The organism is Fictibacillus enclensis (assembly GCF_001457035.1).
Classification (GTDB): domain Bacteria; phylum Bacillota; class Bacilli; order Bacillales; family Fictibacillaceae; genus Fictibacillus_C; species Fictibacillus_C enclensis.
The window spans coordinates 777,645-801,061 of the sequence record NZ_KQ758617.1 but is presented as its reverse complement, the minus strand read 5'-3'; the positions used below and the strand labels follow the sequence as shown (position 1 = coordinate 801,061).

31 protein-coding genes and 1 riboswitch are annotated in these 23,417 nt (G+C 43.4%); of the genes, 12 read left to right on the top strand and 19 right to left on the bottom strand.

Annotated elements, in window-relative coordinates; all coding sequences use genetic code 11:
• The first annotated feature begins 9 nt into the window (after window positions 1-9).
• The 3 genes from AS030_RS04280 (at window position 10) to AS030_RS04270 (ending at window position 1,963) form a co-directional block, all read left to right on the top strand.
• Complete coding sequence (locus tag AS030_RS04280) at window positions 10-831, top strand: ABC transporter ATP-binding protein (protein WP_061968788.1); 822 nt, start codon at window positions 10-12, stop codon at window positions 829-831.
• Complete coding sequence (locus AS030_RS04275) at window positions 803-1,582, top strand: IucA/IucC family C-terminal-domain containing protein (RefSeq protein ID WP_061968786.1); 780 nt, start codon at window positions 803-805, stop codon at window positions 1,580-1,582. Before AS030_RS04280 ends, AS030_RS04275 begins: the two co-directional genes overlap by 29 nt.
• Window positions 1,583-1,666: 84 nt before the next feature.
• The gene (locus AS030_RS04270; RefSeq protein ID WP_061968783.1) at window positions 1,667-1,963 is read left to right on the top strand and encodes a DUF948 domain-containing protein; all 297 of its coding nucleotides are present in this window, start codon (window positions 1,667-1,669) and stop codon (window positions 1,961-1,963) included.
• Window positions 1,964-2,004: 41 nt separating this feature from the next.
• Here AS030_RS04270 and AS030_RS04265 read toward each other — a convergent pair whose 3' ends face one another.
• From AS030_RS04265 to AS030_RS22870, 12 genes are all read right to left on the bottom strand, one after another.
• Window positions 2,005-3,072, bottom strand: coding sequence for an NAD(P)H-dependent flavin oxidoreductase (locus tag AS030_RS04265; RefSeq protein ID WP_061968781.1), 1,068 nt, complete (start codon window positions 3,070-3,072; stop codon window positions 2,005-2,007).
• A gap of 82 nt (window positions 3,073-3,154) precedes the next feature.
• Window positions 3,155-3,337 (bottom strand): hypothetical protein, encoded by a 183-nt coding sequence (locus AS030_RS04260; RefSeq protein ID WP_061968779.1) that lies wholly within the window; start codon window positions 3,335-3,337, stop codon window positions 3,155-3,157.
• Window positions 3,338-3,429: 92 nt separating this feature from the next.
• Window positions 3,430-4,020, bottom strand: a complete 591-nt coding sequence (gene uptA / locus AS030_RS04255) for an undecaprenyl phosphate transporter UptA (protein WP_061968777.1) — start codon at window positions 4,018-4,020, stop codon at window positions 3,430-3,432.
• Window positions 4,021-4,061: 41 nt separating this feature from the next.
• Window positions 4,062-4,409: a fluoride efflux transporter CrcB gene (gene crcB, locus AS030_RS04250; protein ID WP_061971526.1), complete on the bottom strand. Its 348-nt coding sequence runs from the start codon at window positions 4,407-4,409 to the stop codon at window positions 4,062-4,064.
• A 5-nt stretch (window positions 4,410-4,414) separates the two neighbouring features.
• Window positions 4,415-4,810: a fluoride efflux transporter CrcB gene (crcB, locus tag AS030_RS04245; RefSeq protein WP_061968775.1), complete on the bottom strand. Its 396-nt coding sequence runs from the start codon at window positions 4,808-4,810 to the stop codon at window positions 4,415-4,417.
• Window positions 4,811-4,941: 131 nt separating this feature from the next.
• Window positions 4,942-5,979 carry a ribonucleotide-diphosphate reductase subunit beta gene (locus tag AS030_RS04240; RefSeq protein ID WP_061968772.1) on the bottom strand — a complete coding sequence of 346 codons (1,038 nt, stop codon included), beginning with the start codon at window positions 5,977-5,979 and terminating at the stop codon, window positions 4,942-4,944.
• 10 nt (window positions 5,980-5,989) lie between these two features.
• Window positions 5,990-8,257 carry a ribonucleoside-diphosphate reductase subunit alpha gene (locus tag AS030_RS04235; protein WP_061968770.1) on the bottom strand — a complete coding sequence of 756 codons (2,268 nt, stop codon included), beginning with the start codon at window positions 8,255-8,257 and terminating at the stop codon, window positions 5,990-5,992.
• Window positions 8,258-8,387: 130 nt separating this feature from the next.
• A riboswitch (cobalamin riboswitch) is annotated at window positions 8,388-8,588 on the bottom strand.
• Between the two features lie 59 nt (window positions 8,589-8,647).
• Window positions 8,648-9,061 (bottom strand): CBS domain-containing protein, encoded by a 414-nt coding sequence (locus AS030_RS04230; RefSeq protein WP_061968768.1) that lies wholly within the window; start codon window positions 9,059-9,061, stop codon window positions 8,648-8,650.
• 133 nt (window positions 9,062-9,194) lie between these two features.
• The gene (locus AS030_RS23445; protein WP_156412554.1) at window positions 9,195-9,368 is read right to left on the bottom strand and encodes a hypothetical protein; all 174 of its coding nucleotides are present in this window, start codon (window positions 9,366-9,368) and stop codon (window positions 9,195-9,197) included.
• Between the two features lie 144 nt (window positions 9,369-9,512).
• Window positions 9,513-10,031, bottom strand: a complete 519-nt coding sequence (locus tag AS030_RS04225; RefSeq protein ID WP_061968765.1) for a MogA/MoaB family molybdenum cofactor biosynthesis protein — start codon at window positions 10,029-10,031, stop codon at window positions 9,513-9,515.
• Window positions 10,032-10,053: 22 nt separating this feature from the next.
• Window positions 10,054-10,596 carry a copper resistance CopC family protein gene (locus AS030_RS04220; RefSeq protein ID WP_061968763.1) on the bottom strand — a complete coding sequence of 181 codons (543 nt, stop codon included), beginning with the start codon at window positions 10,594-10,596 and terminating at the stop codon, window positions 10,054-10,056.
• A 117-nt stretch (window positions 10,597-10,713) separates the two neighbouring features.
• Window positions 10,714-10,809, bottom strand: a complete 96-nt coding sequence (locus tag AS030_RS22870; RefSeq protein WP_074440457.1) for a YjcZ family sporulation protein — start codon at window positions 10,807-10,809, stop codon at window positions 10,714-10,716.
• A 235-nt stretch (window positions 10,810-11,044) separates the two neighbouring features.
• Between AS030_RS22870 and AS030_RS23440 the strand changes: the two genes are divergently transcribed.
• The gene (locus AS030_RS23440) at window positions 11,045-11,137 is read left to right on the top strand and encodes a YjcZ family sporulation protein (protein WP_074440456.1); all 93 of its coding nucleotides are present in this window, start codon (window positions 11,045-11,047) and stop codon (window positions 11,135-11,137) included.
• 131 nt (window positions 11,138-11,268) lie between these two features.
• Here AS030_RS23440 and AS030_RS04210 read toward each other — a convergent pair whose 3' ends face one another.
• Window positions 11,269-13,329, bottom strand: coding sequence for a peptidoglycan D,D-transpeptidase FtsI family protein (locus AS030_RS04210; RefSeq protein ID WP_061968758.1), 2,061 nt, complete (start codon window positions 13,327-13,329; stop codon window positions 11,269-11,271).
• A 209-nt stretch (window positions 13,330-13,538) separates the two neighbouring features.
• On the opposite strand from AS030_RS04210, the gene AS030_RS04205 reads away from it, so the two are divergent.
• The 3 genes from AS030_RS04205 to AS030_RS04195 are packed head-to-tail and all read left to right on the top strand — an operon-like array spanning window position 13,539 to window position 16,082.
• The gene (locus tag AS030_RS04205; protein WP_061968755.1) at window positions 13,539-14,318 is read left to right on the top strand and encodes an ABC transporter permease; all 780 of its coding nucleotides are present in this window, start codon (window positions 13,539-13,541) and stop codon (window positions 14,316-14,318) included.
• A 2-nt stretch (window positions 14,319-14,320) separates the two neighbouring features.
• Entirely contained in the window at window positions 14,321-15,103 is a 783-nt protein-coding gene (locus tag AS030_RS04200; RefSeq protein WP_240482204.1) for an ABC transporter permease, read from the top strand.
• 16 nt (window positions 15,104-15,119) lie between these two features.
• Complete coding sequence (locus AS030_RS04195) at window positions 15,120-16,082, top strand: ABC transporter ATP-binding protein (protein WP_061968751.1); 963 nt, start codon at window positions 15,120-15,122, stop codon at window positions 16,080-16,082.
• A 38-nt stretch (window positions 16,083-16,120) separates the two neighbouring features.
• On the opposite strand, the gene AS030_RS04190 is transcribed toward AS030_RS04195, so the two are convergent.
• The 4 genes from AS030_RS04190 to AS030_RS23435 all read right to left on the bottom strand — a co-directional run bounded on the left by AS030_RS04190 (window position 16,121) and on the right by AS030_RS23435 (window position 19,143).
• A complete protein-coding gene (locus AS030_RS04190; protein ID WP_061968748.1) occupies window positions 16,121-16,996 on the bottom strand; it encodes a patatin-like phospholipase family protein in 876 nt (291 codons plus the stop codon).
• A 129-nt stretch (window positions 16,997-17,125) separates the two neighbouring features.
• Window positions 17,126-17,905, bottom strand: coding sequence for a Cof-type HAD-IIB family hydrolase (locus AS030_RS04185; RefSeq protein WP_061968746.1), 780 nt, complete (start codon window positions 17,903-17,905; stop codon window positions 17,126-17,128).
• A 109-nt stretch (window positions 17,906-18,014) separates the two neighbouring features.
• Window positions 18,015-18,803, bottom strand: a complete 789-nt coding sequence (gene yidC, locus AS030_RS04180) for a membrane protein insertase YidC (protein ID WP_061968743.1) — start codon at window positions 18,801-18,803, stop codon at window positions 18,015-18,017.
• Window positions 18,715-19,143 carry a hypothetical protein gene (locus tag AS030_RS23435; protein ID WP_141687017.1) on the bottom strand — a complete coding sequence of 143 codons (429 nt, stop codon included), beginning with the start codon at window positions 19,141-19,143 and terminating at the stop codon, window positions 18,715-18,717. The genes yidC and AS030_RS23435 overlap by 89 nt, the downstream gene beginning before the upstream one ends.
• Window positions 19,144-19,363: 220 nt before the next feature.
• Here AS030_RS23435 and AS030_RS04175 point away from each other — a divergent pair, with 220 nt between their 5' ends.
• Entirely contained in the window at window positions 19,364-19,570 is a 207-nt protein-coding gene (locus AS030_RS04175; protein ID WP_061968741.1) for an alpha/beta-type small acid-soluble spore protein, read from the top strand.
• A gap of 156 nt (window positions 19,571-19,726) precedes the next feature.
• Here AS030_RS04175 and AS030_RS04170 read toward each other — a convergent pair whose 3' ends face one another.
• Both AS030_RS04170 and gnd read right to left on the bottom strand, forming a co-directional pair.
• Complete coding sequence (locus AS030_RS04170; RefSeq protein ID WP_061968738.1) at window positions 19,727-20,245, bottom strand: acyl-CoA thioesterase; 519 nt, start codon at window positions 20,243-20,245, stop codon at window positions 19,727-19,729.
• Window positions 20,246-20,317: 72 nt separating this feature from the next.
• Window positions 20,318-21,214 carry a phosphogluconate dehydrogenase (NAD(+)-dependent, decarboxylating) gene (gene gnd / locus AS030_RS04165; RefSeq protein ID WP_061968736.1) on the bottom strand — a complete coding sequence of 299 codons (897 nt, stop codon included), beginning with the start codon at window positions 21,212-21,214 and terminating at the stop codon, window positions 20,318-20,320.
• A 132-nt stretch (window positions 21,215-21,346) separates the two neighbouring features.
• Between gnd and sspL the strand changes: the two genes are divergently transcribed.
• From sspL to AS030_RS04145, 4 genes are all read left to right on the top strand, one after another.
• Window positions 21,347-21,484: a small, acid-soluble spore protein L gene (sspL, locus tag AS030_RS04160; protein WP_061968733.1), complete on the top strand. Its 138-nt coding sequence runs from the start codon at window positions 21,347-21,349 to the stop codon at window positions 21,482-21,484.
• 154 nt (window positions 21,485-21,638) lie between these two features.
• A complete protein-coding gene (locus tag AS030_RS04155; RefSeq protein WP_061968731.1) occupies window positions 21,639-22,607 on the top strand; it encodes a helix-turn-helix transcriptional regulator in 969 nt (322 codons plus the stop codon).
• A 69-nt stretch (window positions 22,608-22,676) separates the two neighbouring features.
• Entirely contained in the window at window positions 22,677-22,862 is a 186-nt protein-coding gene (locus AS030_RS04150; protein WP_061968729.1) for a cold-inducible protein YdjO-related protein, read from the top strand.
• A gap of 15 nt (window positions 22,863-22,877) precedes the next feature.
• Window positions 22,878-23,396: a YtxH domain-containing protein gene (locus AS030_RS04145; RefSeq protein WP_082635692.1), complete on the top strand. Its 519-nt coding sequence runs from the start codon at window positions 22,878-22,880 to the stop codon at window positions 23,394-23,396.
• Window positions 23,397-23,417: the final 21 nt, after the last annotated feature.

Sequence of the window (23,417 nt, the reverse complement as noted above, 5' to 3'; positions counted from 1 at the left end):
AGCGATCTCATGTCCATTCTTGAAACGGAATCTCTAACATTATCTTATGGAAAAAAACCTGTGATTCAAGACCTGAATCTTTCGATACCAAAAGGGGAAATCACCGTTTTAATCGGCAGTAACGGGTGTGGAAAATCGACACTTTTGCGTTCCATGGCGCGCCTTTTGGCACCAGAAGAAGGAGCAATTCTTTTAAATGGGAAGGACATCGCCAAACGTTCAACAAAGGACGTGGCAAAAGAGCTGGCTATTTTACCACAAGGACCAGTAGCACCGGAGGGCCTGACTGTTCTCCAGCTGGTTAAACAAGGAAGGTACCCATACCAATCATGGTTGAAACAATGGTCCAGGAAAGACGAACAGGCGGTTACACAGGCTTTGAAGGCAACTAATATGCTTGAATTTGCAGAAAGAAGTGTTGACTCTCTCTCAGGAGGACAAAGACAGCGTGCGTGGATTGCTATGACCCTTGCCCAGGGAACGGAAACCATCCTTCTCGACGAACCGACTACCTATTTGGACATGACACACCAGATTGAAATACTTGATCTGCTCTTTGAGCTGAATGCAAGGGAAAAACGCACCATTGTAATGGTCCTTCACGATCTTAACCTGGCATGCCGGTATGCCCACCATCTTGTGGCCATCCAGAATCATTCTGTAGCCGCTCAAGGCTGTCCTGAAGATATCATGAATGAAAAACTGGTTGCTGATGTTTTTCATATGCCATGCAAAATTATTGAAGATCCTTTATTCGGTACACCAATGTGCATTCCATACGGAAAGGGGAGAATCGCGAAAAATGGCTTACCCACAGCACAATATGCCTAACCTTAACGGCTGGTCCCTTTTGGAAAGGACTGATATTGAAAAACGCTCCAGCTTTAAATTCCATTTTTCAAATGAAAAGGCTGCCTTTCCGGCCTCTCTCCTATTAAATAAAGAACGCATGCTTTCCTATATGGAAACCGTGGGTGATAAAATCGGTTCCAAAGAGAAAAGAGTCATCGCGTCTATGTTCTTTAAGCGCTATGTTTTCTGCATTCTCACCTCTTCCCTTTATGCCTTGTCAATGCTGAATAAGCAGTTTGATATTCGTCTGGAAAATGTGGTGATCATTGAAGAGGAAGATAGCGAAAAAGAACACAGCTGGCTGCCGTCTTTTTCTCTGCAAAACAGTGATGGGATGCCTATGGCCGGAAACCGGGAAAATTGGAGATCATCGGTTGTTGAAACACTTTTCGCCAAAAACATATCGGTGATGCTGGATTACTTGGCTGCAAGCACAAAAGCATCGAAAGCGATGCTTTGGGAGAATGCGTTACTTTATATCGCCTGGCTATATAACACGTGGAAAGGCGAAAACCATCCTTCTGAAATTCATGAAAGGTTGATAGACGACTACCAATTTCTTATGGAGCAGGCGCAAGGCTTTCACTTTGGAACAGCCTCCAATCCTTTCATCGAATTGGCTGCCAGATATGAAGACCATCAATTTCAGCAGCGAAAAACATGCTGCCTGTACTACCGGACAGACGGTGGCACTTGCTGCAATACATGCCCATTAAAAAAAGCCGACTGATCTTCTGAATATCAGCCGGCTTTTGTTTGTATGATAAGTATAATGGGTATCACAAGAATAAAGAGATTGAAGGAGGGCATTATTTTGGTCATCATCTGGATTAGCATTGCAATTGTTGTCGCAGCATTGGTCTTCCTTGGAGTCTATGCTGTTAAACTAATGAAATCAAGCAAGTCAACCATCGAAAACTTAAACCGTACCACTCAGCTGATGCAGGCGGAAGTAAATGACGTCACGAACCAGACCGCACTGCTCAATCAAAAAACCGAGTATTTGAAATACGACGTCTACAATAAAACACAAAGCATCAAAAGTGTAGGAGAATCTGCAAAGGAATTAAAAGAGAACGCGACGGAGTTGTTTAAAACCGTAAAACGATAATGGCCGCAAGCCCAGTCCAGGGGCTGCGGCTTTTTTCATGTTTAAAGTTTTACAAGACCGTCTGCAATCCGGTTATAATCTTCGATGAGGCTTTGGACCACCTGCTTTGCCGGCCTTCTTTTGGCCAGCGGGGCACCCTGCCCTGCCCATAGGGACATATACCCTTTTTCTCCCCGGCTGGCAGCAGCTTTCCTAAGGCCGGAAGTCAATGCATTTTGAATGGGATATGGAGGAAGGTTGTCAACCGCTGTCATCTCTTCCATAAAAATATTTGTAATGCCTCTTGCCATTTTGCCAGAAAACGCTTTGGTCAGCCTCATATCCGTTTCCTTCGATTCCAGCACGGCTTCTTTATGCAAATGATGAGCTCCGCTTTCTTCTGCTGTTAAAAAAGCGGTACCCAACTGGACAGCGCTAGCCCCAAGCGCCAAGGCGGCAGCCATTCCCCTGGCATCCATGATCCCGCCGGCGGCTAATACTGGAATAGAAACCGCATCAGCAATTAAGGGAATCAAGGTCATTGAGCCAATCAGTGCCTGCTCTTCGCTTCCAAGAAATGTCCCTCTATGGCCTCCTGCTTCACTTCCCTGGGCCGAGATGGCATCGATGCCTACTGCTTCGAGACGGACCGCCTCTTCTACGGTGGTGGCAGTGGCAATCGTAACCACGCCTTCTTGTTTCAGCCTGTCGATTATTTCTTTGGTGGGCGCATTGAATGTAAAACTGATGACTGGTACTTTCTCTTCCATTACCACATCCAGCTGGTCCTCAAAATGAGACGTCCATCCGGTAAACCTGGACGACTTCTCCATTCCCAGCCTTTCTTTAAATCCTTCGAGTGTTGCTTCCATTTTTTCAGTCTGATCTCTGTCAAACGTAAATTCCTCCGGCAGAAAAAGGTTCACTGCAAAGGGCTTGGCCGTCATTTCCTTGATGCTCTTGATTGCGGCTTTTACGTCGTTGGGCGCCATATAACCCGCTCCCAACGTACCTAATCCGCCGGCATTGGAAACTGCCGCTGCCAACTCCGGCGTTGCCGGGCCACCGGCCATTCCAGCCTGCACAATAGGATATCGAATGCCGCACAGTGAAGTAAAAGATTGATTCATAGCTACACCGCTCCATCCTTATTTTTTTGATATGTACTTCTCCAACAAGTGTAACAAAAAAACATGCATACTGTCCGCATGTTTACGTTTTCATTCGGTTGAACTGACGATAGACCTGCTCAATCACCCGCTGGATATTCTCCTGTTTGTATCCGCATTCCCTCATGGCTCTGGAAATACAGTCGGCCACCTCCTCTTTTTCTTGTTCCCTTCTCATTCTCATAAGCACCTCATTGATTTTTTTGTTTCTCGCCAGCTCATCCATTCTCCTCACCCGCCCGCTTTTTTTTGATAAATGTATGACCATAAACATAGAAAAAGACCCTTGAGACAGGGCCTTTCTACGAGCAGTATGATTTATTTTTTTCCTTTTCTTACTTTAAGGACGATCACAATGAAAAGGATGACAATGGCGCCAATGGCAATCCCCCTCGTAAATGGAGCGGCAATCGTTTTAATGTCTTCCCAATTGCTTCCCAGCTGGCTTCCCAGATAGATAAATAAAATCGACCAGGGAATGATAGCCAGCAACGTATAGATCGTGAATTTAGAAAATGACATTTTTGCAATGCCTGCGGGAATTGAAATGGCATGCCGGACAACAGGAATGAAACGGGCAAAGAAAATGACACCATTGCCGTATTTCTCAAACCAGCTTTCTGATAAATCGATCTGTTTCTGACTGATCAGGATATACCTTCCGTACTTTTCCAAAAAGGGTCTTCCGCCATAATATCCCATCCAATATAAAAACAACTGGGCGATGGTTCCTCCGATTGTTCCGGCAATAACTGAACCGGCAAAACTCAGATGTCCCTGCGAAATGAGATAGCCCGCATACGACAAAACCAACTCGCTTGGAATAACTTCTACCATAAGACCAAGCGCAATTCCGAGATATCCAAGCCCCACAATCCACTCCAAAAGTGACAGTACCATTTCTTTCATTGTATTTACCTACTCTCTGTATAGTAATAGCTTGTCCGGTATTACCGGCTGCCCAGCACGAACCCAGCCAACGCAGCCAGTATGCCGACGATGTAACTCAGTGCCAAATATAGAATCAGCACGTCCCATTGCTTTTTTCGATATAATTGAATGTTCTCCAGCTTAAGTGTGGAGAACGTTGTGAATGCCCCCATAAATCCTATTCCAAAAAACAGTCTGATAGAATCAGAAGGTTCCATTCCAGTAAGCCATCCAAGCAAAAAGGAGCCTGTAATGTTCACAAACAACGTTGCCAGGGGAAATGCAGTAACAATATGTTTTTTCACCCATTGGCCAATTCCGAAACGGAACACAGCGCCAAAAAATCCCCCCGCAGCCACAAGCAACATGTGAGTCACAATGCGGTCCCTCCTTTGGCGACTCTGCTTCCTAAACGAAAACCTGCCCAGCACATGAAAAGTCCGCCGATTAAACTGAGCAAGATGTAAAGAAGAGCCGTAGCGGTCTGTCCGGTTTGGAAGAGCTGAATGTTTTCTACACTAAAGGTGGAAAACGTGGTAAACGAACCGATCAGACCCGTACCAACGACCAGGGATGTATACGGATTTGCGGATGAGCGTCTCCCGAGCCGGAACGTAAGATAACCAAGCGCAAATGATCCGGCCATGTTGGTCAGGAAGGTAGCAAGCGGAAATCCGCCTCCCGAAATATCACTCACCGCAAGGCCCAGTCCATAGCGCAGAAGCGCTCCGGCCATACCTGCAATCCCAACCCATATATACAAAAGCACAAGCTTTCAATCCTTTCTTTATGCGCGCTCATTAAACAAAACAGACTCCTGCAGGAAGTCCTGCAGGAGTTCAATATCTCCGTTATTCAGTTTATCATGTTTACTTTCAGGAGAACAATAATCAATCATGTTTAAAGATCGTCAAATCCATTTGCATCCGATACCTTTGTATATTGCCGGGGCTTTTGTTCGAAAAAATCACTCTTGCCGCTGTCCACATGCTCGTACGCCCTGATCCATTTCATCGGATTTTCCCTGAATCCCTGGAACGGCCGTTCTACCCCGAGTTCATTCACTCTTTTGTTGGCCATAAATTTAATATACGCTTCAAGCTCCGGCATGTTCAGTCCGGCAAATCGGTCACCGATGATGTAGCGGGCCCACTGTATTTCCAGCTCTGCCCCCTTTTTAAAGGTTTCCTGTACGAAACGCTCCGTTTCTTCATTGTCCAATTCCGGTACTTCTTTCTGCAATTCTTTAAAGATTTGGCAAAACAGCCGGACGTGAAGCTGTTCATCACGATTAATATAATTAATCATCGTGCTCGTACTCATCATTTTTTGGTTTCGCGCCAGGTTGTAGAAAAAGGCAAAGCCCGTATAGAAATTCAAGCCTTCAAGGACCACATCATAGACAATCGATTCCATAAATGTTCTCGATGTCGGATTTTCCGTAAACCGCGTATATCCCTCTGCTATAAAATCATTTCGTTCCCGCAGTACTTTATCATGCTTCCAGTACTCAAAGATTTCATCCTGCTTCTGCTTGTTTACAAGGCTTGAAAGCACATAGGAATAGGACTGGTTATGGACGACCTCCTGGAAGGAAAGCACAGTCATCAGCGCTGAAAGGCTTGAATCGGTGAGATACCCGGCAGCCCTGGAAGAATAGTCGGTTTGAATGCTGTCCAGAAAAGCCAAAAGCCCGATAATTTTGTTAAACGTATCCTTCTCCTCGCCGGAAAGCTGCTGATATTGCTTTACGTCGCCGGACATATTGATCTCAAACGGAGTCCAAAAATTAGCCAGCATATTCTTGTACATCGGATAAGCCCAACTGTACCGGACATCATCCCAGTTCAGTACGTTTGAACTTCTGCCATTCAGAATTCCCGTTGATGCATTCGGGGCTGTTACATCGTATAATTCTCGTTTGCTTAATGTTTTCATCCTTATCCTCCTAGCTCGAACAGCTTTCACAGTCTTCAAGTTCCGAAACAGATGTTGACCGCGTATAGTACGTGGTCTTCAGCCCTGATTTCCAGGCGGTCATATGAAGATCCAGCAGCTCTTTTGCCTTGATCGTACTCTTCACATAAAAGTTAAAGGAAATCGATTGGTCCACATGCTTTTGCCTTGCCGCATTTTGTTTAATGCTGAAATGCTGATCCACTTCATACGCCGATTTATAATACCAGTTCGTCAGGGGTGTCAGGTCGGGAGCGGTAACCGGAATTTTAAAATCCTTTTTCTCTTCTGAGTACTCTTTTTTGAAAATGGGATCCACAGAAGCAGTTGAATTCGCGATCAGGCTTGTTGTCGCATTCGGTGCAACCGCCAGCAGCCAGGCGTTTCGGATACCCGAAGCCTGAACCTCTTCCTTGAGCTTCAGCCATTTTTCAGATTGGTAGCCTCTTTGCTCAAAATAAATCCCGGTCTCCCAGTCAGACTCTTCAAAAGCCGGGTAGGAGCCTTTTTCTTTTGCCAATTCATTGCTGGCTTTGATGGTCAGGTAATTGACTTTTTCATACAATTCATCATTATATTGAACCGCTTCTTCCGATTCCCAGCGGATACCTTCAAGAGCCAGAAGATGATGAAGGCCAAACGTGCCAAGTCCGATTGCCCGGTACTTTTGATTAGTGAGCACGGCCTGCTTGACTTCAATACGGTTTTCGTTCAGATCAATCACATTATCCAGCATCCGGACTTGAATCGGAATAAGGCGTTCAAGTACATCCGCCTTTACAGCCCTGGCAAGAGAAATGGAGCTTAAGTTACAAGTTACATAATCACCGGGCCGTTTGGTGATAATTATCTTTCCATCCTCGGTAATCTCTTCTTCCACGGTTGTGGCTGACCCGTTTTGCGCAATTTCGGTACACAGATTGCTGCAGTAAATCATCCCTTCGTGCTTATTTGGATTGGCACGATTCACCGTGTCCCGGTAGAACATGTAAGGCACACCTGTTTCGAGCTGGCTTCTCATAATGCGTTTGAAAATCTCGATTGCCGGCAAAACATCATAGCCGCCGGACCCCTTTTCACCAAAATATCCCTGATCTGCAGCGCGGACACATTCCTGGTACTTTTGACGGAAGCTTCCTTCTCCAGGCACTTCATCATAATAGTCATCCAGTTCATAGCCCATTATCTTTTTGACCATGTAGGGATCAAACAGATACCAGTCATCCCGGGCTTCTGTTTTTTCCATAAACAAATCCGGGATGCAAAGGCCGAGAAACAAATCATGCACCCTTTGCCGTTCGTCCCCATTGTTCAGCTTGGCATCAAGGAATGAAAACAAATCCTTGCCAAACACATTATAGTAAATGGCAATTGCTCCCTTTCGCTGGCCCAGCTGGTCTACACTGACGGCGGTCTGGTTCAGCAATTTCGCCCATGGAATGATTCCGGAGGAATTTCCTTTGAATCCTTTGATCTCGGAGCCGAGACTTCTGATTTTACCGAGATATACGGCAATCCCCCCGCCCCCTTTGGAAAGAGTGGCTGCATCGGTTGTAGAATCATAGATTCCACGCAAGCTGTCCTCCATCGTATCAATGAAGCAGCTGGACAGCTGTCCATAGCTTTTTCCTGCGTTCGCCAATGTCGGTGTGGCAACGGTCATGTAAAGGTTCGACATCGCCCAGTATGCTTCTTTCACCAGGCCGAGACGCTTTTCTTCAGGCTCCCTGGAGAGCAGTGTCATCGCAACGATCATAAACCGCTCCTGTGGAAGCTCGTACACGCCGCCTTCATGTGAATGAGCCAAATAACGGTCTGCCAGGGTCCGAATGCCGATATAGGTAAACTTATGATCCTGATCCGGATTAATTACGCTCTCAAGCTCGTTGATTTCGGCGCTGGAATACATTCGCAGGAGGCTGCTGTCGTAAATCCCCATTCCGGTCAACTGCTCAATTAGTTCATACAGTGACCCATAAGGTTGTCCGGATTCATTGTTTCTGTTCTTTGCTGCCTCCCGGTACAGCTTTTTCAGGTGGATTCTTGCTGCTACATAGGTCCAGTCTGGCTCTTCCATGGAAATATTCTCAAGGGCATAAAGAACCCCCATGTTCAGCATCTTTTGTGTGGATTCCTCCTGATGGGCAAAATAGGTGACTTTTTCTATGTATTCATTTCTGTGCCTCAGCTGGGGAAATTCCTCTAAAATCTCCTGGAGTTCACCAATTATCTGCTGGACTCTTGAAATATCTGTAGCCATTTATAGCTCTCCTCTCTTTTCAAACAAAAATAAAAGGCCCATCCATTGGATGAGCCCAAAAACGACACGTAGTATGTAAAAAACAAAAAGCAGATTGGTGCCGCTTTTGTTTCTCACTCCCCGAAGAATCAAAACCGTGAAACAAATGGCAGGTCTACTGGCTACTGCTTCATCCTACTCCGGACCTTCCCATGTAAAAGCCACAGCTTTGTGCGCGTTCTTTACACAGTGGATCTCCGTTTCGTCCACATGACAGTTGCGGGGACAGCTCCGGACTTGCACCGGATTCCCTATTAAGTCTTTAACAGACACCTATTGTTTCATAATACTATATTTAGTTCCTTAAATCCTACTTTCACACTAAATATAGTAATTGTCAATACCTTTTCTTTATTTATTGTTATCCCAGATGGTACGTGCACAATATTTTATAATATCCCTTCGCCGGATAATGCCGATGAAATGGCCGTCATCATCCGTTACAGGTATAAAATTTTGGTCGGTTGCAAGCGTGATTAAATCTTCCATATTTGAATTAATGGAAACCGAAATATTATTCACCCGCTGCGGTACATCCTTTAACTTTGTTTTCACTACGTCATGGAAACCAAGATCAAAAGCCTCTTTCAGTTTCCACAGCAAATCCCCCTCTGTCAAAGTCCCGACATATTGTCCCTCCTCAGAAACGAGGGGAACAGACGTATATTTGTGATACGAAAGCTTTTCCAAAGCCTGCCTAATGGTCGATTCAGGATTCAAATATTTTACCTCATCTTTAGGCAATAGATAAAAAGCGATGTTCATGCTGTGATCTCCTTTAACCCTTAATTGCAGCTGTTCATTATATACTATAGCAAAAAGGATGGTCTTCTTTCACACAAAAAAAGCCCTGAGAAGGACTCTTATGCTTTATTTTTATTCCCACACTAAGAAGGTGTTAAACTTTTTTACCCGGTTCTATGACAGCATCCTGTTGATAGAGCCAGCTTTTATACTCTTCTTCAAGTTCGGATAATGGCGATTCCAGCTCCTTGCTGATCCCGGCCTTTTTAAGCATCTGAATCAAAAATTTTTTTCTTTCTTCAATCGCTTTCCGCAATATCCCGCCCATCTGAAACCTCCCGATAAAGCGTTTTCATAATCTAGTATACGTAGCTGCCGAATAAAAAGTTTCAGCGTCTGTCACGCTTAACTAAATTTATTGGCAGCTGTACCCTTTTATGACATGAGATAGGCAGAACAAGGAAATGATCTGTTACTTAGGCAAATCTTTATTGATTTCTCTTCGAACATGTCCGATTTCAGGAAGGATGAGTTTCTTCATGGCCAAAGATACCGCGCCGGATGATCCAGGCATTGCAAAAACAGCGGTGGAATCAATGACGCCTGCAACGGCTCTGCTCATAATTGCCGCAGAACCAATGTCTTCTGTATAACTCAGCATGCGAAATAACTCTCCATATCCCGGTATTTCCTTCGTAAACAGGGGCTCCAGCGTTTCGATGGTTACGTCCCGTTTGGCAATTCCAGTTCCCCCGTTGATCAGAATAACCTCTACGTCTTCTGCCTGGCAGCCTTCAAGAACAGCGGACCGAATTTCATCTACTTCGTCTTTTACAATCGCATACTGCGAAACGCTGTGTCCATTTTGAACGAGTTGATCTTTTATTAAGATGCCGCTTTTATCGGTTTCCTCAGTCCTTGTGTCACTCACTGTAATCACTTTGCAGCTTACTGATGAAGGTGATTCTTTTTTATGTTCTTCAACACTCATTTCATATCCCCTTTCCGCCATTCTACTTCTTTTTTCTTTTAATCAGCCATACCGCAATGGCAATGACGATGACGACAATAACGATAAATAACGGGGCAGATGAATTGGTTTTGCTTTCTGCTTTCTCTGCTTTTTGTTCTGATTTTTCCTTTTGTTTGGTTGCTGGCGCTTTTTCAGTGTTTTTTTCTGGTTCTTTTTTCGCTTCTTTCTTTTCTTCCGGTTGATCTACGGTAAAAGTAAATCCCTTTTCAATCACATGTCCATCGGCACCAATGATTTTATAATCCACGTTATATTTTCCGTTTTCAAACGGATCCGGTGAAGTGCCCGTCAAAACCCTGTCGTTTACAGCTGTTTTAATATCTACCGGTTTACCATCTCTAGTTACTTTCATGGTGCTTAAATTTTCGATTTTAGTTTCAAACGTTAAAGTGATCTTATTGAGATCTTCTTGGACTACATCGCCCTCTTTCGGATCAGAGGATTCCAGACCGGTGTGTGCAGAGACACTGGAAGCAGTTGAGAAAAAGAAAATTGCTGCCAGCAGCCATATGTATTTTTGCATGTGAACTCTCCTTTTGTGTGCTTATCATACCTTATATACTGTACAGTAAATCCAAAAAAAAGACCACTCAGATCCAGTAATCTGAGTGGTCTTATCGGACTTATGCCTGATTAGGGCTTAGCAAAACGAGCATGCACAACCTATGATTATTAACAAAATGAACAACACCACAAGAAGAGCGAATCCATTTCCACATCCGTGTCCAAATGACATTTTGTTACCTCCTCTTTCGAGATATTTATTTAATGATCTACATCCATAACATATGATGCGGCCGGGCTATGTGAAACAGTACAAGAGTCTATTTTTTAAAAACAAATCCATGGAATTCCTGATCTGTTTTTAGCGCCCTTTTTTGATGCTTATCCGCATTTGTCCATACATAAATGACAAGACTCCATATACTGTAAGGGAAATGTTGGAGTTTATAAAAAAGGAGGTAAATACTATGGGATTCGTTGCAGGTGGCAGTGGTTTCGCCTTGATCGTGGTACTGTTCGTACTTCTTATCATCATTGGATGTGCATGTGCGTTCTGCTAACAAACGAACAAGGAAAAGATGCATATCTTTTCCTTGTGCATTGATGAACTACGATTAACGCAAATCTTTTTCCAATAACCCAAAACCCATTTTTAAAGCACTGAGCGATTGCCCAGTGCTTCTTTTTGTTGTTAATCGTTATTTTCTTCCGTGTTCTTTGTTTTTTCTTTGAGCCCCCAGTAGGTTTCGAGGGCGCGCTGGCCAATGTGCTTATTGACTGCCTGTGTACCGCTATAGGGAGAGGCGTCAGGAACAATGATTGCATAGGCAATTTCCGGATCATCGAAAGGCGCATAGCCGACGAGCGTCAAATTATCCTTATCAGCGATAAAATTCCCGTTGCTGTCATATTTCTTCACCTGTGCCGTACCTGTTTTACCCGCAGGATTATGGTACTTCGGATTATTACCAAAGTACGTTGTCGCAGTCCCGCCGGGCGAATGGTAAACCTCCCAGAATCCTTCCTGCACCCGTTCGATATAGCTTTTATCCATATCCAATTCATTCAGGACGTTCGGTTCAAAGCGTTTGACAAGCTTACCTTCCAGATGATTTTCCGTTTGAGGCTCACGAATCTCCTTAACAAGTCTTGGCTGTACGCGGTATCCGCCATTCGCAATCGTGGACACATATTGCACCATCTGGATGGGGGTATACGTATCAAACTGACCAATTCCCATATCTATCATATTACCGAGCTGGTCAGTGTAGCCGCCGTTATATCCTGTAGATTCGTTTGGAAAGTCAATACCCGTTTTGACTCCCAGACCGAACTGGCTAAAATAATAGCGCATCACATCAAACCCAAGATAACGGTTGTCTCCATAAAAGCTTTTTGAACTGTAACTGAATTTACCGAGGCGCATGACAATATTGTACATATAGACATTGGATGATCGCTTCAAAGCGGTCAAATCATTGATGCTGCCCATATTCGCATGCGACTTTTTCGTCAATGATCCAAATTTCAAAGGAGCGTCATAGATGTATTCCCCAGGATGAATCACCCCTTTGTGAAGTCCCGTCAACACGGTTGCACCCTTGACAGCTGAACCCATTTCATAGGCATCGAACAAAGCACCATAAGAATCATTCACAAATGATCCATTCTTGTCCATCTTTTTCCCGGCAATGGAATAGACTTCTCCCGTTTTCGGGTTCATCATAACGATGTAGGCAGACCTCATCATTTCATTTCCGCGGTCAGCCCTGCCTTTCCTTATTTCTTCTTCCAGAATTTTTTCCATCTTTTCCTGCAGATCCATATCGATGGTCAGCACCAGATCTTTTCCGCGTTTGCCTGGGATGACTTTGGGTTCACCCAGCGTTTTTCCTGTTTTGGGGTTGGTAAGAAAGATACTTCTTTCTTTCGTTCCCCTCAGGGTCTCCTGATACTGTGCTTCAAGACCGCTGACACCAACCTGGTCTGTCAGGTCATAATTCATGGCACCGAAATATTCCTGCTGCTCTTTGGGCATTTGTTTCACGCGTCCAAAAATCGTTTTCAGCGAATCGCCAAACGGATAGGTCCTGTCGGCATCCGGCATGATATCAATGCCCGGCAGCTGATTCAAATTCTCGGAAATGATGGAAATTTCCCGATCGGTCAGGTTCTTCTTTACCGGAGAAGCAGAATAGGCATACCCGGCATCCATTTCCCGTTTGATCGCAAGTATTTCCAGATCTTTTTTGGTAAGTGTATGTAAATCCTCCTTGGTGATCCGCTCAACCAGCAGCTTGTACTCTTTTTCATTGTTTAATTTTTTGATTTCAGCCACAGTGAGCCTTTCCTTCAGCAGTTCTGCAACCCCATTCTTTACGATAAAAAAGTCCTTTTTATCCCGTTCCGGAATTTTTTTGCTGTCGACCTTTATGTGCTGTGAGAGCCATTTCGCTACCCAATAAGTATCCTCGGGCTTCGTGCTGCTCGTTTTGGTATAAGTCAGTGTGAAATAGGGCTTGTTATCCACAACAACACGCTGATACCTGTCCAATATTTTCCCGCGGGGCGCCTCTTTCTTTGCTTCCTCCTTTTTAATGGCTTCGGATTCCTGCCTCTTTTCCTCACCATTAACAATTTGAAGTACGCCGAGACGAAGAATCAAGATGGAAAAAAGTAAAAAAACTGCAATGAATAAGATATTAAGCCGAAAAGGGAGATGATTCTTTTTCTTTTTGGTTTGTGTCTCCATCGATCTGTCCTCCCAGGATATTTTTACAATAATATTACAGAACCTTCCACTCATAGATTACTAAATATTAATAGGAATTCCAAGTTTTTCATAGGAATTTCTTTCTAAAAAATATCCGTACAACGTAATATTCAGCCTATTGCTTCGATTCATATAATTTGCTATATTAATAACCCTGTTCGCAAAAAACATGATAAAGGAGGCAGCGGATGGTTTATTGGCATCTTTTTCGAAAAAGTTTTGCCTGCAATATGCAATATCGTCTTTCACACTTGATCAACAATGCTGCATCGGCGATCTTTGGCTTCGTGTATATTGCCATTTGGACCGGTGTCCTGACGGGCAAAGAGCAAAAAAGCCCGTACAGCATATTGGACATGACATATTATATGGGTGCCAGTCAATGCATCTTGTGGATGACTGTCTTTCTGACTGCAGGACTGGGAATCCAGCTCGGTGTCCGGAACGGCGCCATATCAATTGAACTTGCACGGCCGGTCAGCTATTATTTTTATGTTGTATCCCAGGAGGCTGGAAGAATCGCCTACAATGCCTTATTCAGAAGCCTCCCCATTGGACTGATTTTCTCAATGACAGTTGGTTTTTATGTACCCTCCCACTGGACCACGTTTGGTTACAGCCTGCTTTCCCTTCTTCTCGCCATCGGCATTTCACTGAATATCTTTTATTTGATTGGCATCAGCTCTTGCTGGACCACAGAAATATCATGGGCTCATTTTATTATTCTCACCTTAATGTTCTCTCTTGGAGGACAAATGGTTCCGCTTACGTTTCTGCCTGAATTTCTGTCCCAGCTGGCAAAGTGGCTCCCTTTTGCCGGTGTCGTATATTACCCGGTTCTTATTTTCCTGGAAAAAGCGGATCATTCGGTACTGCTTTTGCAAGCGGGATGGCTGCTTGTTCTTTTTTTCGCAAATCATTGGATAACCGCTGCCGCACGGCAAAAAGTCGAAATCCAGGGGGGATGAAATTGAAGCTATACATAAAACTTGTGAGTGCGAGCATCCGCTCCCGGATGCAGTACAAGATGAACTTTGTTTTTTCCATGGTCTCCTACGGAATCGTTATGATGATTGATTTTTTGATGCTCGCTGCTATATTAAACCGTTTCAATGAAGTCAAGGGCTGGAATCTGTATGAAGTCGGCATTCTTTACGGCATTTCTTCTGTCTCGCTTTCCCTGTACCGAACCGTCGCTCCTGAAATTCATGAGTTTGAAAAGTATATGATTGAAGGGGAATTTGATAGTTTGTTGATCCGGCCGGTATCCCCTCTTGTGCTGTTGCTTTCAAAAAACCTCGACCTTTCAAGAATTGGAGGGGCCCTCCAAGGAATGATCATCATCGCTCTTTCGCTGTATCATGTCAGCCACACACATTCCATCACGCTACTGCTCATTTATCTTCCCGTCATCCTGGTATGCGGTTGGGTGATCTCGTTTTCGCTCGCTTTAGTGACGGCAACCATTGCATTTTGGACCCAGCGGATTAAGGATTTTCAAACGTTCACCTTGTACGCCCCCTTTTATGCCGCTAATTATCCGATGAACATTTATCCCGGTTGGCTGAAATTTATTTTTTTCACTGTCATCCCTGTGGCTTTTATCAATTATGTTCCTATGCTGTTTTTACTGAACAAAAGTGGAAACATCTATTATCTGCTCCTGCCCGTTCTTGTGGCATTATTATTTTTTTATTTGGCATTGGCTTTTTGGAACTTTGGAATCCGTTTTTATCATAGTACCGGAACATAAAAGGAGGAGATCTTAAATGATTGAAGCTAACCAGCTTACAAAAAGCTTCAAGATGTACCCGTCAAAACGCGGAATCCTGAACAGTATGCGTTCTTTATTTTCCGCAAAGTATGAGATCAAACATGCGGTGGATGCCATTTCATTTAAAATAAATGAGGGGGAATTTGTAGGCTACATCGGTCCTAACGGTGCAGGCAAATCCACAACGATCAAGATGCTGTCAGGAATTCTTCATCCCAGTTCAGGAACAGCTACTGTTCTAGGCATCAACCCACAAAAGGAACGGAAACAGCTTGCCCGGAACATCGGAATCGTTTTTGGACAGCGAACTCAGCTATGGTGGGATCTCCCCGTTAAAGATTCGTTTGAAATCCTGAAAGCGATGTACAGGATTAGTGAACAAGATTACCGGCTCTTTTTGAAGAAGTATGATGACATCCTTGAAATCGGCAGGTTTCTTGAAACTCCTGTCAGAAAGCTGTCTCTTGGCCAGCGGATGCGCGCTGATCTCGCAGCAGCCATGATTCACAATCCATCCGTCCTCTTTTTGGATGAACCGACCATTGGCCTGGATGTAGTAGCCAAGAAAAACATCCGGGAATTCCTGAAAGAAATGAACAGGTCTCATCAAAAAACCATTATTCTGACCACACATGATATGGATGATATTGAACAGTTATGCAGCCGAGTGATAGTGATTAATCAGGGAAAAACCGTACTGGATGGTTCTTTGGAACAGCTGAAAAACCATATTGGACTGCCAAGCATTCTAAAAGTCCTTTTTGATGAGCGCGTAAACCCGAAGAACATAATCGGAGTTGAAAAAATAGAGCAGATCGACTCCGAATTAACCATTCTGTATGATCGTTCAAAAATCACATCTCCGGCTCTGTTGCAGGAGATCTCCCAATGGGGTACCCCAAAGGACATTCAGATGAAAGAGCCCGAAATTGAAGAAGTTATACAATACTTTTATTAAAAAAAGCACCGCTCGGGCAAGCGGTGCTTTCTTTCTTTTTATGATAATTTAGAGATTGTTTTTTCAGAGAGCCATTCTTCAAGCTGATCGTACATGTTCATGGCATCCTCAACTCCACGCTCATAAAGGGCATTTAATTTTACCGGATTCCGCTCGGCTCTGCCAACCTCCATTTTTTCTTTTGGCCGAATGACAAATACCTCATTTTTCTTCTCAAGATCATCAATATATTCCATCGTCTCATTATAATGTTCATAACGTTTCAGCAGTACCTCAGCCATTCCAGGATGCCTGCTGTAGATTCTCTTAGCCAGCCATTCCATCCTGGTTTTACTTTTTCGGTATCCTTCGTTTTGGGTCAACACAATGACATTGCTACGGTTTCCATCTTTTCTCGCTTTCAGAATGGGAACCGGATCAGCTACACCGCCATCAAACAATTTATTTCCCTGATATTCAATAACAGGAGCCATAAAAGGCAGAGAAGCCGAAGCCCGCAGGACCGTAAGTATTTCCTTTTCATGGTCGGCCTTTTCAAAATATACTGGCTCTCCTGTTTCACTGTCTGTTGTTCCGATCACAAAACGTTCTTTCGCCTCTTTAAATCTTTTAAAATCAAACGGTACATGGATATTCGGAATTTCATCAAAAATGAGATCCATCCCAAAAAGACCTTTGCCCCTGAGCAACCAGTTTTTATAGGAAATATATTGCGGATGGCGAACAAAATCAATGTTCACTACCCGGTTTCTTCCCCTTTGCCTGGAGAGATAGGAAGTGGCATTGCAAGCACCGGCAGAAACACCAATGATATAAGGGAAATAAAGTTCCTTGTCCATAAAAAAATCCAGGACTCCCGCCGTATAAACGCCTCTCATTCCTCCGCCTTCGAGGACAAGACCTGTTCCATTCATCCTAAATCCCTCTTTTCTATATAATAGTACACTATATGTAATAAAAAAGAAAAAAGCCAATGTTATGCTTTGGCCCCCAGTTTATATTTGAAAAGCGGATATACTCAAAAAGCACACCCGCTCCTTACCTTAGATTAAACCAGCATATTTTAAGCCATGCCAGATTCCGTCTTCCCCAACCGGTTTAGTTACATAGTTCGCTGCACGTTTGGCTTCCGATCTTCCGTTGCCCATGGCAATTCCCATTCCGGATGATTGAAGCATTTCGATGTCATTTAACGCATCACCAAAGGAAAAGGTGTTTTCTCTATGAATGGTGGTGCGCTTCAGGAGTTCTTCAATTCCTTTCGCTTTAGATCCTCCATATGGCATTACATCAATTGCATGCTGATGCCAGCGGATAAAATCAAACGTCCCTTTGTATCCGGTGCGATAAGGCTGCTCAAAATCTTCATCACAGAACAACAGAGCCTGATAAACATCATTGCTATGATAGTAGGTTTGATCAAACTGAGGATACTCCGGCAGAAGATGTTTCGTACTTTCATAAACGACTTCTGCATACTCAAGATTCGTTGTCGCACTGGTATGATCGAGGAAAACGAGAGGATGCCCTGCTTCCACAGCAAGCTTCTCAAGCTGCTTCAACCGTTCAACATCCAGGTTAGTTTTATAAATCACTTCACCTTCAAAAACAACATACGAACCATTAAAACTGATAAACGAATCCATTTCCAATTCTTTCAACAGATGTTCAAACATAAAAGGAGCCCTTCCCGTTGCAATTCCTGTGTGAACGCCATTTTGCCTTAATTTATGAAGAGCTTCTTTTGTAGAATCCGGAATCTTTCCGGTAGTTTCGTCAATCAATGTTCCGTCAATATCAAAGAACACCATTTTATCTCTCATCTCTACCACTCCTTATTTCTCTTCCTATATGATGAATTTTTACACGCCGTCTGTCAACTCCTTGAATCCAAAAAGAAAAACCCTCCGATCCTCGAAGGGTTCATACATATTAGGAATTTGGATTCGCTGCAGTCTGCATATTTTTGCGTTTACGGTTCAACACAATGCTCTGGACTGTCATGAAAATGTTACCCACAATCCAGTACAGCGGCAATACAGCAGATAACTTCCATGCCGAGAATACGATGATCATCGGCATAATATAGCCCATCATCTGTATTTGCGGATTGACCTGCTCGAGCTGCCTGTTGATGATTTTGTATTGAATAAAAGTTGTAATGGCTGCAATAATTGGCAGGATGTGTGTGGGATCAGGTGTCCCAAGATTAAACCAAAGGAAATTATGTGCGGCAATCTCTTTTGTACGAATGATCGCATAGTAAAAAGCTAAAAGGATCGGCATCTGGATTAACAGCGGCATACATCCCATTGAAACGGGGTTTACGCCATGCTTTTGATACAATGCCATAACTTCCTGCTGCATTTTCACTTGGGTTTCTTTGTCTTTTCCCTTGTATTTTTCCCGGATGCGCTTCATTTCCGGCTGAAGCTCTTTCATTTTTTGCTGATTTTTTGTCTGCGAAATGGTGAATGGCAATAACAGACAGCGAATGATAATGGTCAAGAAAATGATAGCCAGTCCATAATTCCCGTTAAAAAAAGTAGCTACAAACTGTATCACTTCAGAGAACGGATAGACAAAATAATGGCTCCAAACGCCGTGACTTTGTGCATTAACCGGTGCTCGGCTACAGCCGGCAAGCACCCATATTCCCAAAATAGCAATTAAAAATTTTAATCCGTGTGAGAGTCCTGATCGTTGTTTCTTTTGTTTCATTCCATTTCCTCCTTGTTGTTTGTCCATCTATGAAAAAGAACAAGAAGGAATGGCTGTCATTATCATCCGGTGCTTCTTTTCGGTATTTCCGAAGAGCAATCCGGTTTCTCATGAAACAAAAGTTTTGAACAGTGCTTGGTGTATTTTGAAGTTTGTGCGTGCAGGCTGTCTCTGAAATTCTTAACTGGCTGCTTCGCTTTATAGTATCAGGACACTGCATGATCAGGTGCCTGCTGATACCCAGCAGCGCCAGCGTCAGGCCCAATGAGATCAGCACAACATCCATTTCACACATTAGTTCAAGAATCGGTTCGATCGGACTCACCCCCTTTTGATACAAGTATAACTCCTTAAAGACTAAAAAGATAGCACCTGGAGCGAGTTCACAAGAATCAACAGAAATAAAGCGCCGTGTGGGAGGTCATCACGGCGCCTGATAAAGTATAGGGGGATAACATACTATACGAAAATCTTTATAAAATGTGACTGAAAAATTTTTAAAGTTCCATGCATATTTTCAAAGTAGTAATACAAACTAGTAGTACAAGGAGGTGATACATATGGCACGAAACAACAACTCTAACGAATTATTGGTGAATGGAGCTCAACAAGCTCTTGACCAAATGAAGTATGAAATCGCTTCTGAATTTGGTGTACAACTAGGTGCAGACACTACTTCTCGCGCTAACGGATCTGTTGGTGGTGAGATCACTAAGCGTCTTGTACAAATGGCTGAACAACAACTTGGTGGCGGATTCCGTCGTTAATCTTTACTCTCCTAAGTAAGAGTGGGACAAGCTCCCGCTCTTTTTTCTGCACAAAAATAGCCAGGGTTCTTGTATCCCTGGCTGGAAAAAGGTAATTTCATTATAACACGATGAACTCCAATTAAAAAAGAAAAGACTTTCTTCGAAAAAATATTTTTATTGCTCCCATGGTTTTTGAGTGCCAAATTCCTCGGCAAGCCTTTTACTGTTCTCTCTTCTCTTCCTTCGGTTAACCGCTCGTTCGCCGGCTCCCTGATGAAGCCATTTTTCTTCTGCGGATTCCGGCACAGCCCGTGGAACAGGCGCCGGTTTACCGTCTTCCCCAAGCGCTACAAAGGTTAAAAAAGAAACGGCACACACTTTTCGTTCTCCTGTAAACAGGTTTTCAGAAATAATCTTCACAAATACTTCCATTGAGGTTTTATGTGTCCACGTGACAAAGGATTCCAGACATACGGAATTCCCTACCCTGATGGGAAGTAGAAAATCCACAGAATCCGTTGATGCGGTAACCACATTGCATCTTGCATGCCGGATGGCAGATATTGCGGCCACATCGTCAATATAGGCCATTAATTTGCCCCCGAATAATGTGCCATGATTATTGGTGTCCGGGGGCAGCACCACACTTGATTTGACCGTTCTCGATTCTCTTACAAATTTCTCTGCTATCATGCTTATATATCACACTCCTATATAACATTATATAAAAAAAACCTTTGCAATAAAGCAAAGGTTTTCAATGATTTACTTTTTCACGACAGCATGCCCGCCAAATTCATTACGAAGTGCTGCTACTACTTTCCCATGGAATGTATCGTCCTCAAGTGATCGGAACCTCATAAATTGGGATAATGCAATAACAGGAGCTGTTGCCTGAAAATCAAGCGCAGCTTCAATGGTCCATATGCCTTCCCCTGACGAATGCATGACACCCCGGATATCTTCCAGCTTCGGCTGCTTGGAAAATGCATTCTCCATAAGCTCCATGAGCCAGGAACGAATAACCGAGCCATTATTCCATACTTTCGCAACTGCTTCATAATCATAGTCAAAGTCACTTTTATCCAGGATTTCAAACCCTTCAGCAATCGCCTGCATCATGCCATATTCAATTCCGTTATGGACCATTTTCAAAAAGTGACCGCTTCCCGCTTTCCCGGTTTTCATAAATCCGTTTTCGATGGAAATTTTTTCGTAAAGGGGGGCGATATACTCCACGGCTTCGTCATCTCCACCAACCATAACACAAACTCCGTGACGTGCACCTTCCGTACCGCCGCTCGTTCCGCAATCCACCAGGTGAATTCCTTTTTCCTTCAATTCCTCATACCTTCTCAGTGTATCCTTGTATTTTGAATTACCTGCATCAACAATGATATCTCCTGAATCAAGATAAGGAACAATCTCTCCGAGAACACTGTCAACAACAGGTCCCGCAGGAACAAGCAGAATGATGGCTCTGCGGCCGGTGAAGCTTTTAGTCAAATCTTCAAGAGAATGGGCTCCGGTAGCACCATGAGAAGATATTTTATCAACGGTTTCCTTATTCGTATCATAAGCGATCACTTTAAAATCGTGATCAAGCATATTTTGGGCAATATTAAAACCCATTTTTCCCAAACCAACTAGACCGATTTCCATTTACATCACTTCCTCTGTATTCTTTGGCTTTCCTATTCCACTAGTTATTCCACAAAAGGATAACCTTTAACCTGAAGAATTTAACGAATGATTCCTTTGTGGTTGGCCACGCTAAGAAAGGGAGGTGATCGTATGACAAAGAAAAGCAGCGGAAAAGGGCGGGCAGCAACAGGAGTAACGCCACAAGGAACAAGTGAGGATGCTGAATTCGCTCAAGACCCGAAAACCGAACTTGAAAACCGGGCAAAAAAAAGCAATACGAAACGTTAATTCAAAGGAAATTTATGCACGGTGTATCACACGTATACTTCCGTGCTTTTTTTGTACACATAGCTGGAAAGTAATATAAAAGTAATGTAAAACAATTGAAGTCCTGAACGATATAAATACTAGAACAACTACTTTCAGAATAAAGGACGAAGCAATGGCAAAGGCAAAAAGGCTAGAACAGCTATTATTATTTATTAACCAAAAAAAGCAGTTTACATTGAAGGAACTGGCTGATGAATTTAAGGTCTCTGCAAGGACCATCCAACGCGACCTGCTGCATTTAATGGATCGGGGCCTCCCCATCCTATCTGAATATGGTCCGCATGGCGGCTACACGCTGATGCGAGAGAAAATACTTCCCCCAATCGGATTCTCCGAATCGGAAGCCCTGTCTTTTTTATTTGCCCTTCAATGGCTTGGAGAGAGTGATTCTTTCCCTTATGCCAAGGATGCCCATTCCGCTAGAGAAAAGCTGATGAATTATTTGTCAGATGACGGCATAAAACAATTGAGCAACATTGAAAAAAAGTGGCAAGGCAATAGGCCACTTTCTGACCAGGTTCCTGTTCATTTGCCGTTGTTCTTCCAGGCGGCCATGGAACAGCGCATAATCAATGTTGAGTACGAATGGTTAGGAGATCTCAGAATTAGCATCCTTCAACCGATTGGAGTTATTGAGAATGGGCACAACTGGTATTCTCCCTGTTATAACCCTGCTGAAAAAACGGTTCAACTGTTGAATCTAAAAAACATAAAGACTGCAGTAATCGAAAATGAATGCCACCATGTAAACGAATATTCAGCTCTCCCCGTCAGTCAATGGAATGTGCTTGTTTCTCCTGAAAAGAATCTCAACCTGCATGTGACGCTTAATAATAACGGAACAAACAAAGCGTTGAATCACCCTGTTTTATGCAGAAACACCAAATTATCCTCCAAACGCTCAGGACAAATTCAAACCATTATTCCACGGGAGGCTCTCCCCCTTTATGCAGAGTGGATATGGGCGTTCGGAGCTGATGCCTATGTGGTCAGCCCTTCTGAATTAGTGGATTATTTACGTGCAAAAACAGACGAAATGGCCCAAATCTATGAAACGATAACAGCAGCTCCGAAAGTTTGAAAGTTATTTTACTCATAAAATTCGCCAAAAAGGAGTATAATGTAAGTATTACATTTAAGGGGGATACCCATGGCCTTTTTTTCCAAGAACCCGATCGAACCAGTTCCTGATGTAGAAACTAAAGTTTGGGCATGTGAAAATGAAGAGTGCACATGCTGGATGAGAGCTGATTACTCGCTGAAAGAAACACCTGATTGCCCGATTTGCAAGTCAAAAATGACTCTGGAAATCCGCATGCTCCCTGAGCTGAAATAAAGAGATGAGGACCATATGCCCCGCAATAAGCGAGAGGCATATGGTCCTTTTTCTTGTCAGGCTAAAGGTTTATCATTATTTCAGGCAGGGTATAGAAAAACTATGAAAAGGAGGAGTTCGACAATGAACAAAGAATACACAACTACAACTAATAACAGCAAAGAAAAATCCGGATTTACCACAGGTGTTCTTGTTGGGGGCTTGGTCGGAGCCGCAACTGCTCTTTTATTAACACCAAAATCCGGCAAAGAGATGCGAGTCGGCATATCCAGCCAAGCTTCGAATCTGAAAGAAAAAACCATGCAAATGAAAGATGAAGCCAAACTTCAAACGCAATTGGGAACAATGGCCGGCAAAGAGAAAGCATCAAATATGATGGAATCAGTAAAGGATAAAGCAAACCAGGTAACATCACAGGCAAAAGAAAAAGTAAGCTCCATGAAAAACAAGAAAAATGATAATACGCCTACTGTTGAATCAGAGCCTGGGCTTCCCCCTTCTCCTGAAGCATCCAAACCCACTCTTGGCGAATAAAAGAAACGAGCCCCTAAGGCT

Bases quoted from the DNA above. Each gene is read 5' to 3' on its own strand.
- AS030_RS04280 (WP_061968788.1), top strand. From the start codon at position 10: ATGTCCATTCTTGAAACGGAATCTCTAACATTATCTTATGGAAAAAAA.
- AS030_RS04275 (WP_061968786.1), top strand. From the start codon at position 803: ATGGCTTACCCACAGCACAATATGCCTAACCTTAACGGCTGGTCCCTT.
- AS030_RS04265 (WP_061968781.1), bottom strand. From the start codon at position 3,072: ATGAATCAATCTTTTACTTCACTGTGCGGCATTCGATATCCTATTGTG.
- AS030_RS04260 (WP_061968779.1), bottom strand. From the start codon at position 3,337: ATGGATGAGCTGGCGAGAAACAAAAAAATCAATGAGGTGCTTATGAGA.
- uptA (WP_061968777.1), bottom strand. From the start codon at position 4,020: ATGAAAGAAATGGTACTGTCACTTTTGGAGTGGATTGTGGGGCTTGGA.
- crcB (WP_061971526.1), bottom strand. From the start codon at position 4,409: ATGTTGCTTGTGGCTGCGGGGGGATTTTTTGGCGCTGTGTTCCGTTTC.
- AS030_RS04240 (WP_061968772.1), bottom strand. From the start codon at position 5,979: ATGAAAACATTAAGCAAACGAGAATTATACGATGTAACAGCCCCGAAT.
- AS030_RS04235 (WP_061968770.1), bottom strand. From the start codon at position 8,257: ATGGCTACAGATATTTCAAGAGTCCAGCAGATAATTGGTGAACTCCAG.
- AS030_RS04230 (WP_061968768.1), bottom strand. From the start codon at position 9,061: ATGAACATCGCTTTTTATCTATTGCCTAAAGATGAGGTAAAATATTTG.
- AS030_RS23445 (WP_156412554.1), bottom strand. From the start codon at position 9,368: ATGGGCGGGATATTGCGGAAAGCGATTGAAGAAAGAAAAAAATTTTTG.
- AS030_RS04225 (WP_061968765.1), bottom strand. From the start codon at position 10,031: ATGAGTGTTGAAGAACATAAAAAAGAATCACCTTCATCAGTAAGCTGC.
- AS030_RS04220 (WP_061968763.1), bottom strand. From the start codon at position 10,596: ATGCAAAAATACATATGGCTGCTGGCAGCAATTTTCTTTTTCTCAACT.
- AS030_RS22870 (WP_074440457.1), bottom strand. From the start codon at position 10,809: ATGTCATTTGGACACGGATGTGGAAATGGATTCGCTCTTCTTGTGGTG.
- AS030_RS23440 (WP_074440456.1), top strand. From the start codon at position 11,045: ATGGGATTCGTTGCAGGTGGCAGTGGTTTCGCCTTGATCGTGGTACTG.
- AS030_RS04210 (WP_061968758.1), bottom strand. From the start codon at position 13,329: ATGGAGACACAAACCAAAAAGAAAAAGAATCATCTCCCTTTTCGGCTT.
- AS030_RS04205 (WP_061968755.1), top strand. From the start codon at position 13,539: ATGGTTTATTGGCATCTTTTTCGAAAAAGTTTTGCCTGCAATATGCAA.
- AS030_RS04195 (WP_061968751.1), top strand. From the start codon at position 15,120: ATGATTGAAGCTAACCAGCTTACAAAAAGCTTCAAGATGTACCCGTCA.
- AS030_RS04190 (WP_061968748.1), bottom strand. From the start codon at position 16,996: ATGAATGGAACAGGTCTTGTCCTCGAAGGCGGAGGAATGAGAGGCGTT.
- AS030_RS04185 (WP_061968746.1), bottom strand. From the start codon at position 17,905: ATGAGAGATAAAATGGTGTTCTTTGATATTGACGGAACATTGATTGAC.
- yidC (WP_061968743.1), bottom strand. From the start codon at position 18,803: ATGAAACAAAAGAAACAACGATCAGGACTCTCACACGGATTAAAATTT.
- AS030_RS04175 (WP_061968741.1), top strand. From the start codon at position 19,364: ATGGCACGAAACAACAACTCTAACGAATTATTGGTGAATGGAGCTCAA.
- AS030_RS04170 (WP_061968738.1), bottom strand. From the start codon at position 20,245: ATGATAGCAGAGAAATTTGTAAGAGAATCGAGAACGGTCAAATCAAGT.
- gnd (WP_061968736.1), bottom strand. From the start codon at position 21,214: ATGGAAATCGGTCTAGTTGGTTTGGGAAAAATGGGTTTTAATATTGCC.
- sspL (WP_061968733.1), top strand. From the start codon at position 21,347: ATGACAAAGAAAAGCAGCGGAAAAGGGCGGGCAGCAACAGGAGTAACG.
- AS030_RS04155 (WP_061968731.1), top strand. From the start codon at position 21,639: ATGGCAAAGGCAAAAAGGCTAGAACAGCTATTATTATTTATTAACCAA.
- AS030_RS04150 (WP_061968729.1), top strand. From the start codon at position 22,677: ATGGCCTTTTTTTCCAAGAACCCGATCGAACCAGTTCCTGATGTAGAA.
- AS030_RS04145 (WP_082635692.1), top strand. From the start codon at position 22,878: ATGCCCCGCAATAAGCGAGAGGCATATGGTCCTTTTTCTTGTCAGGCT.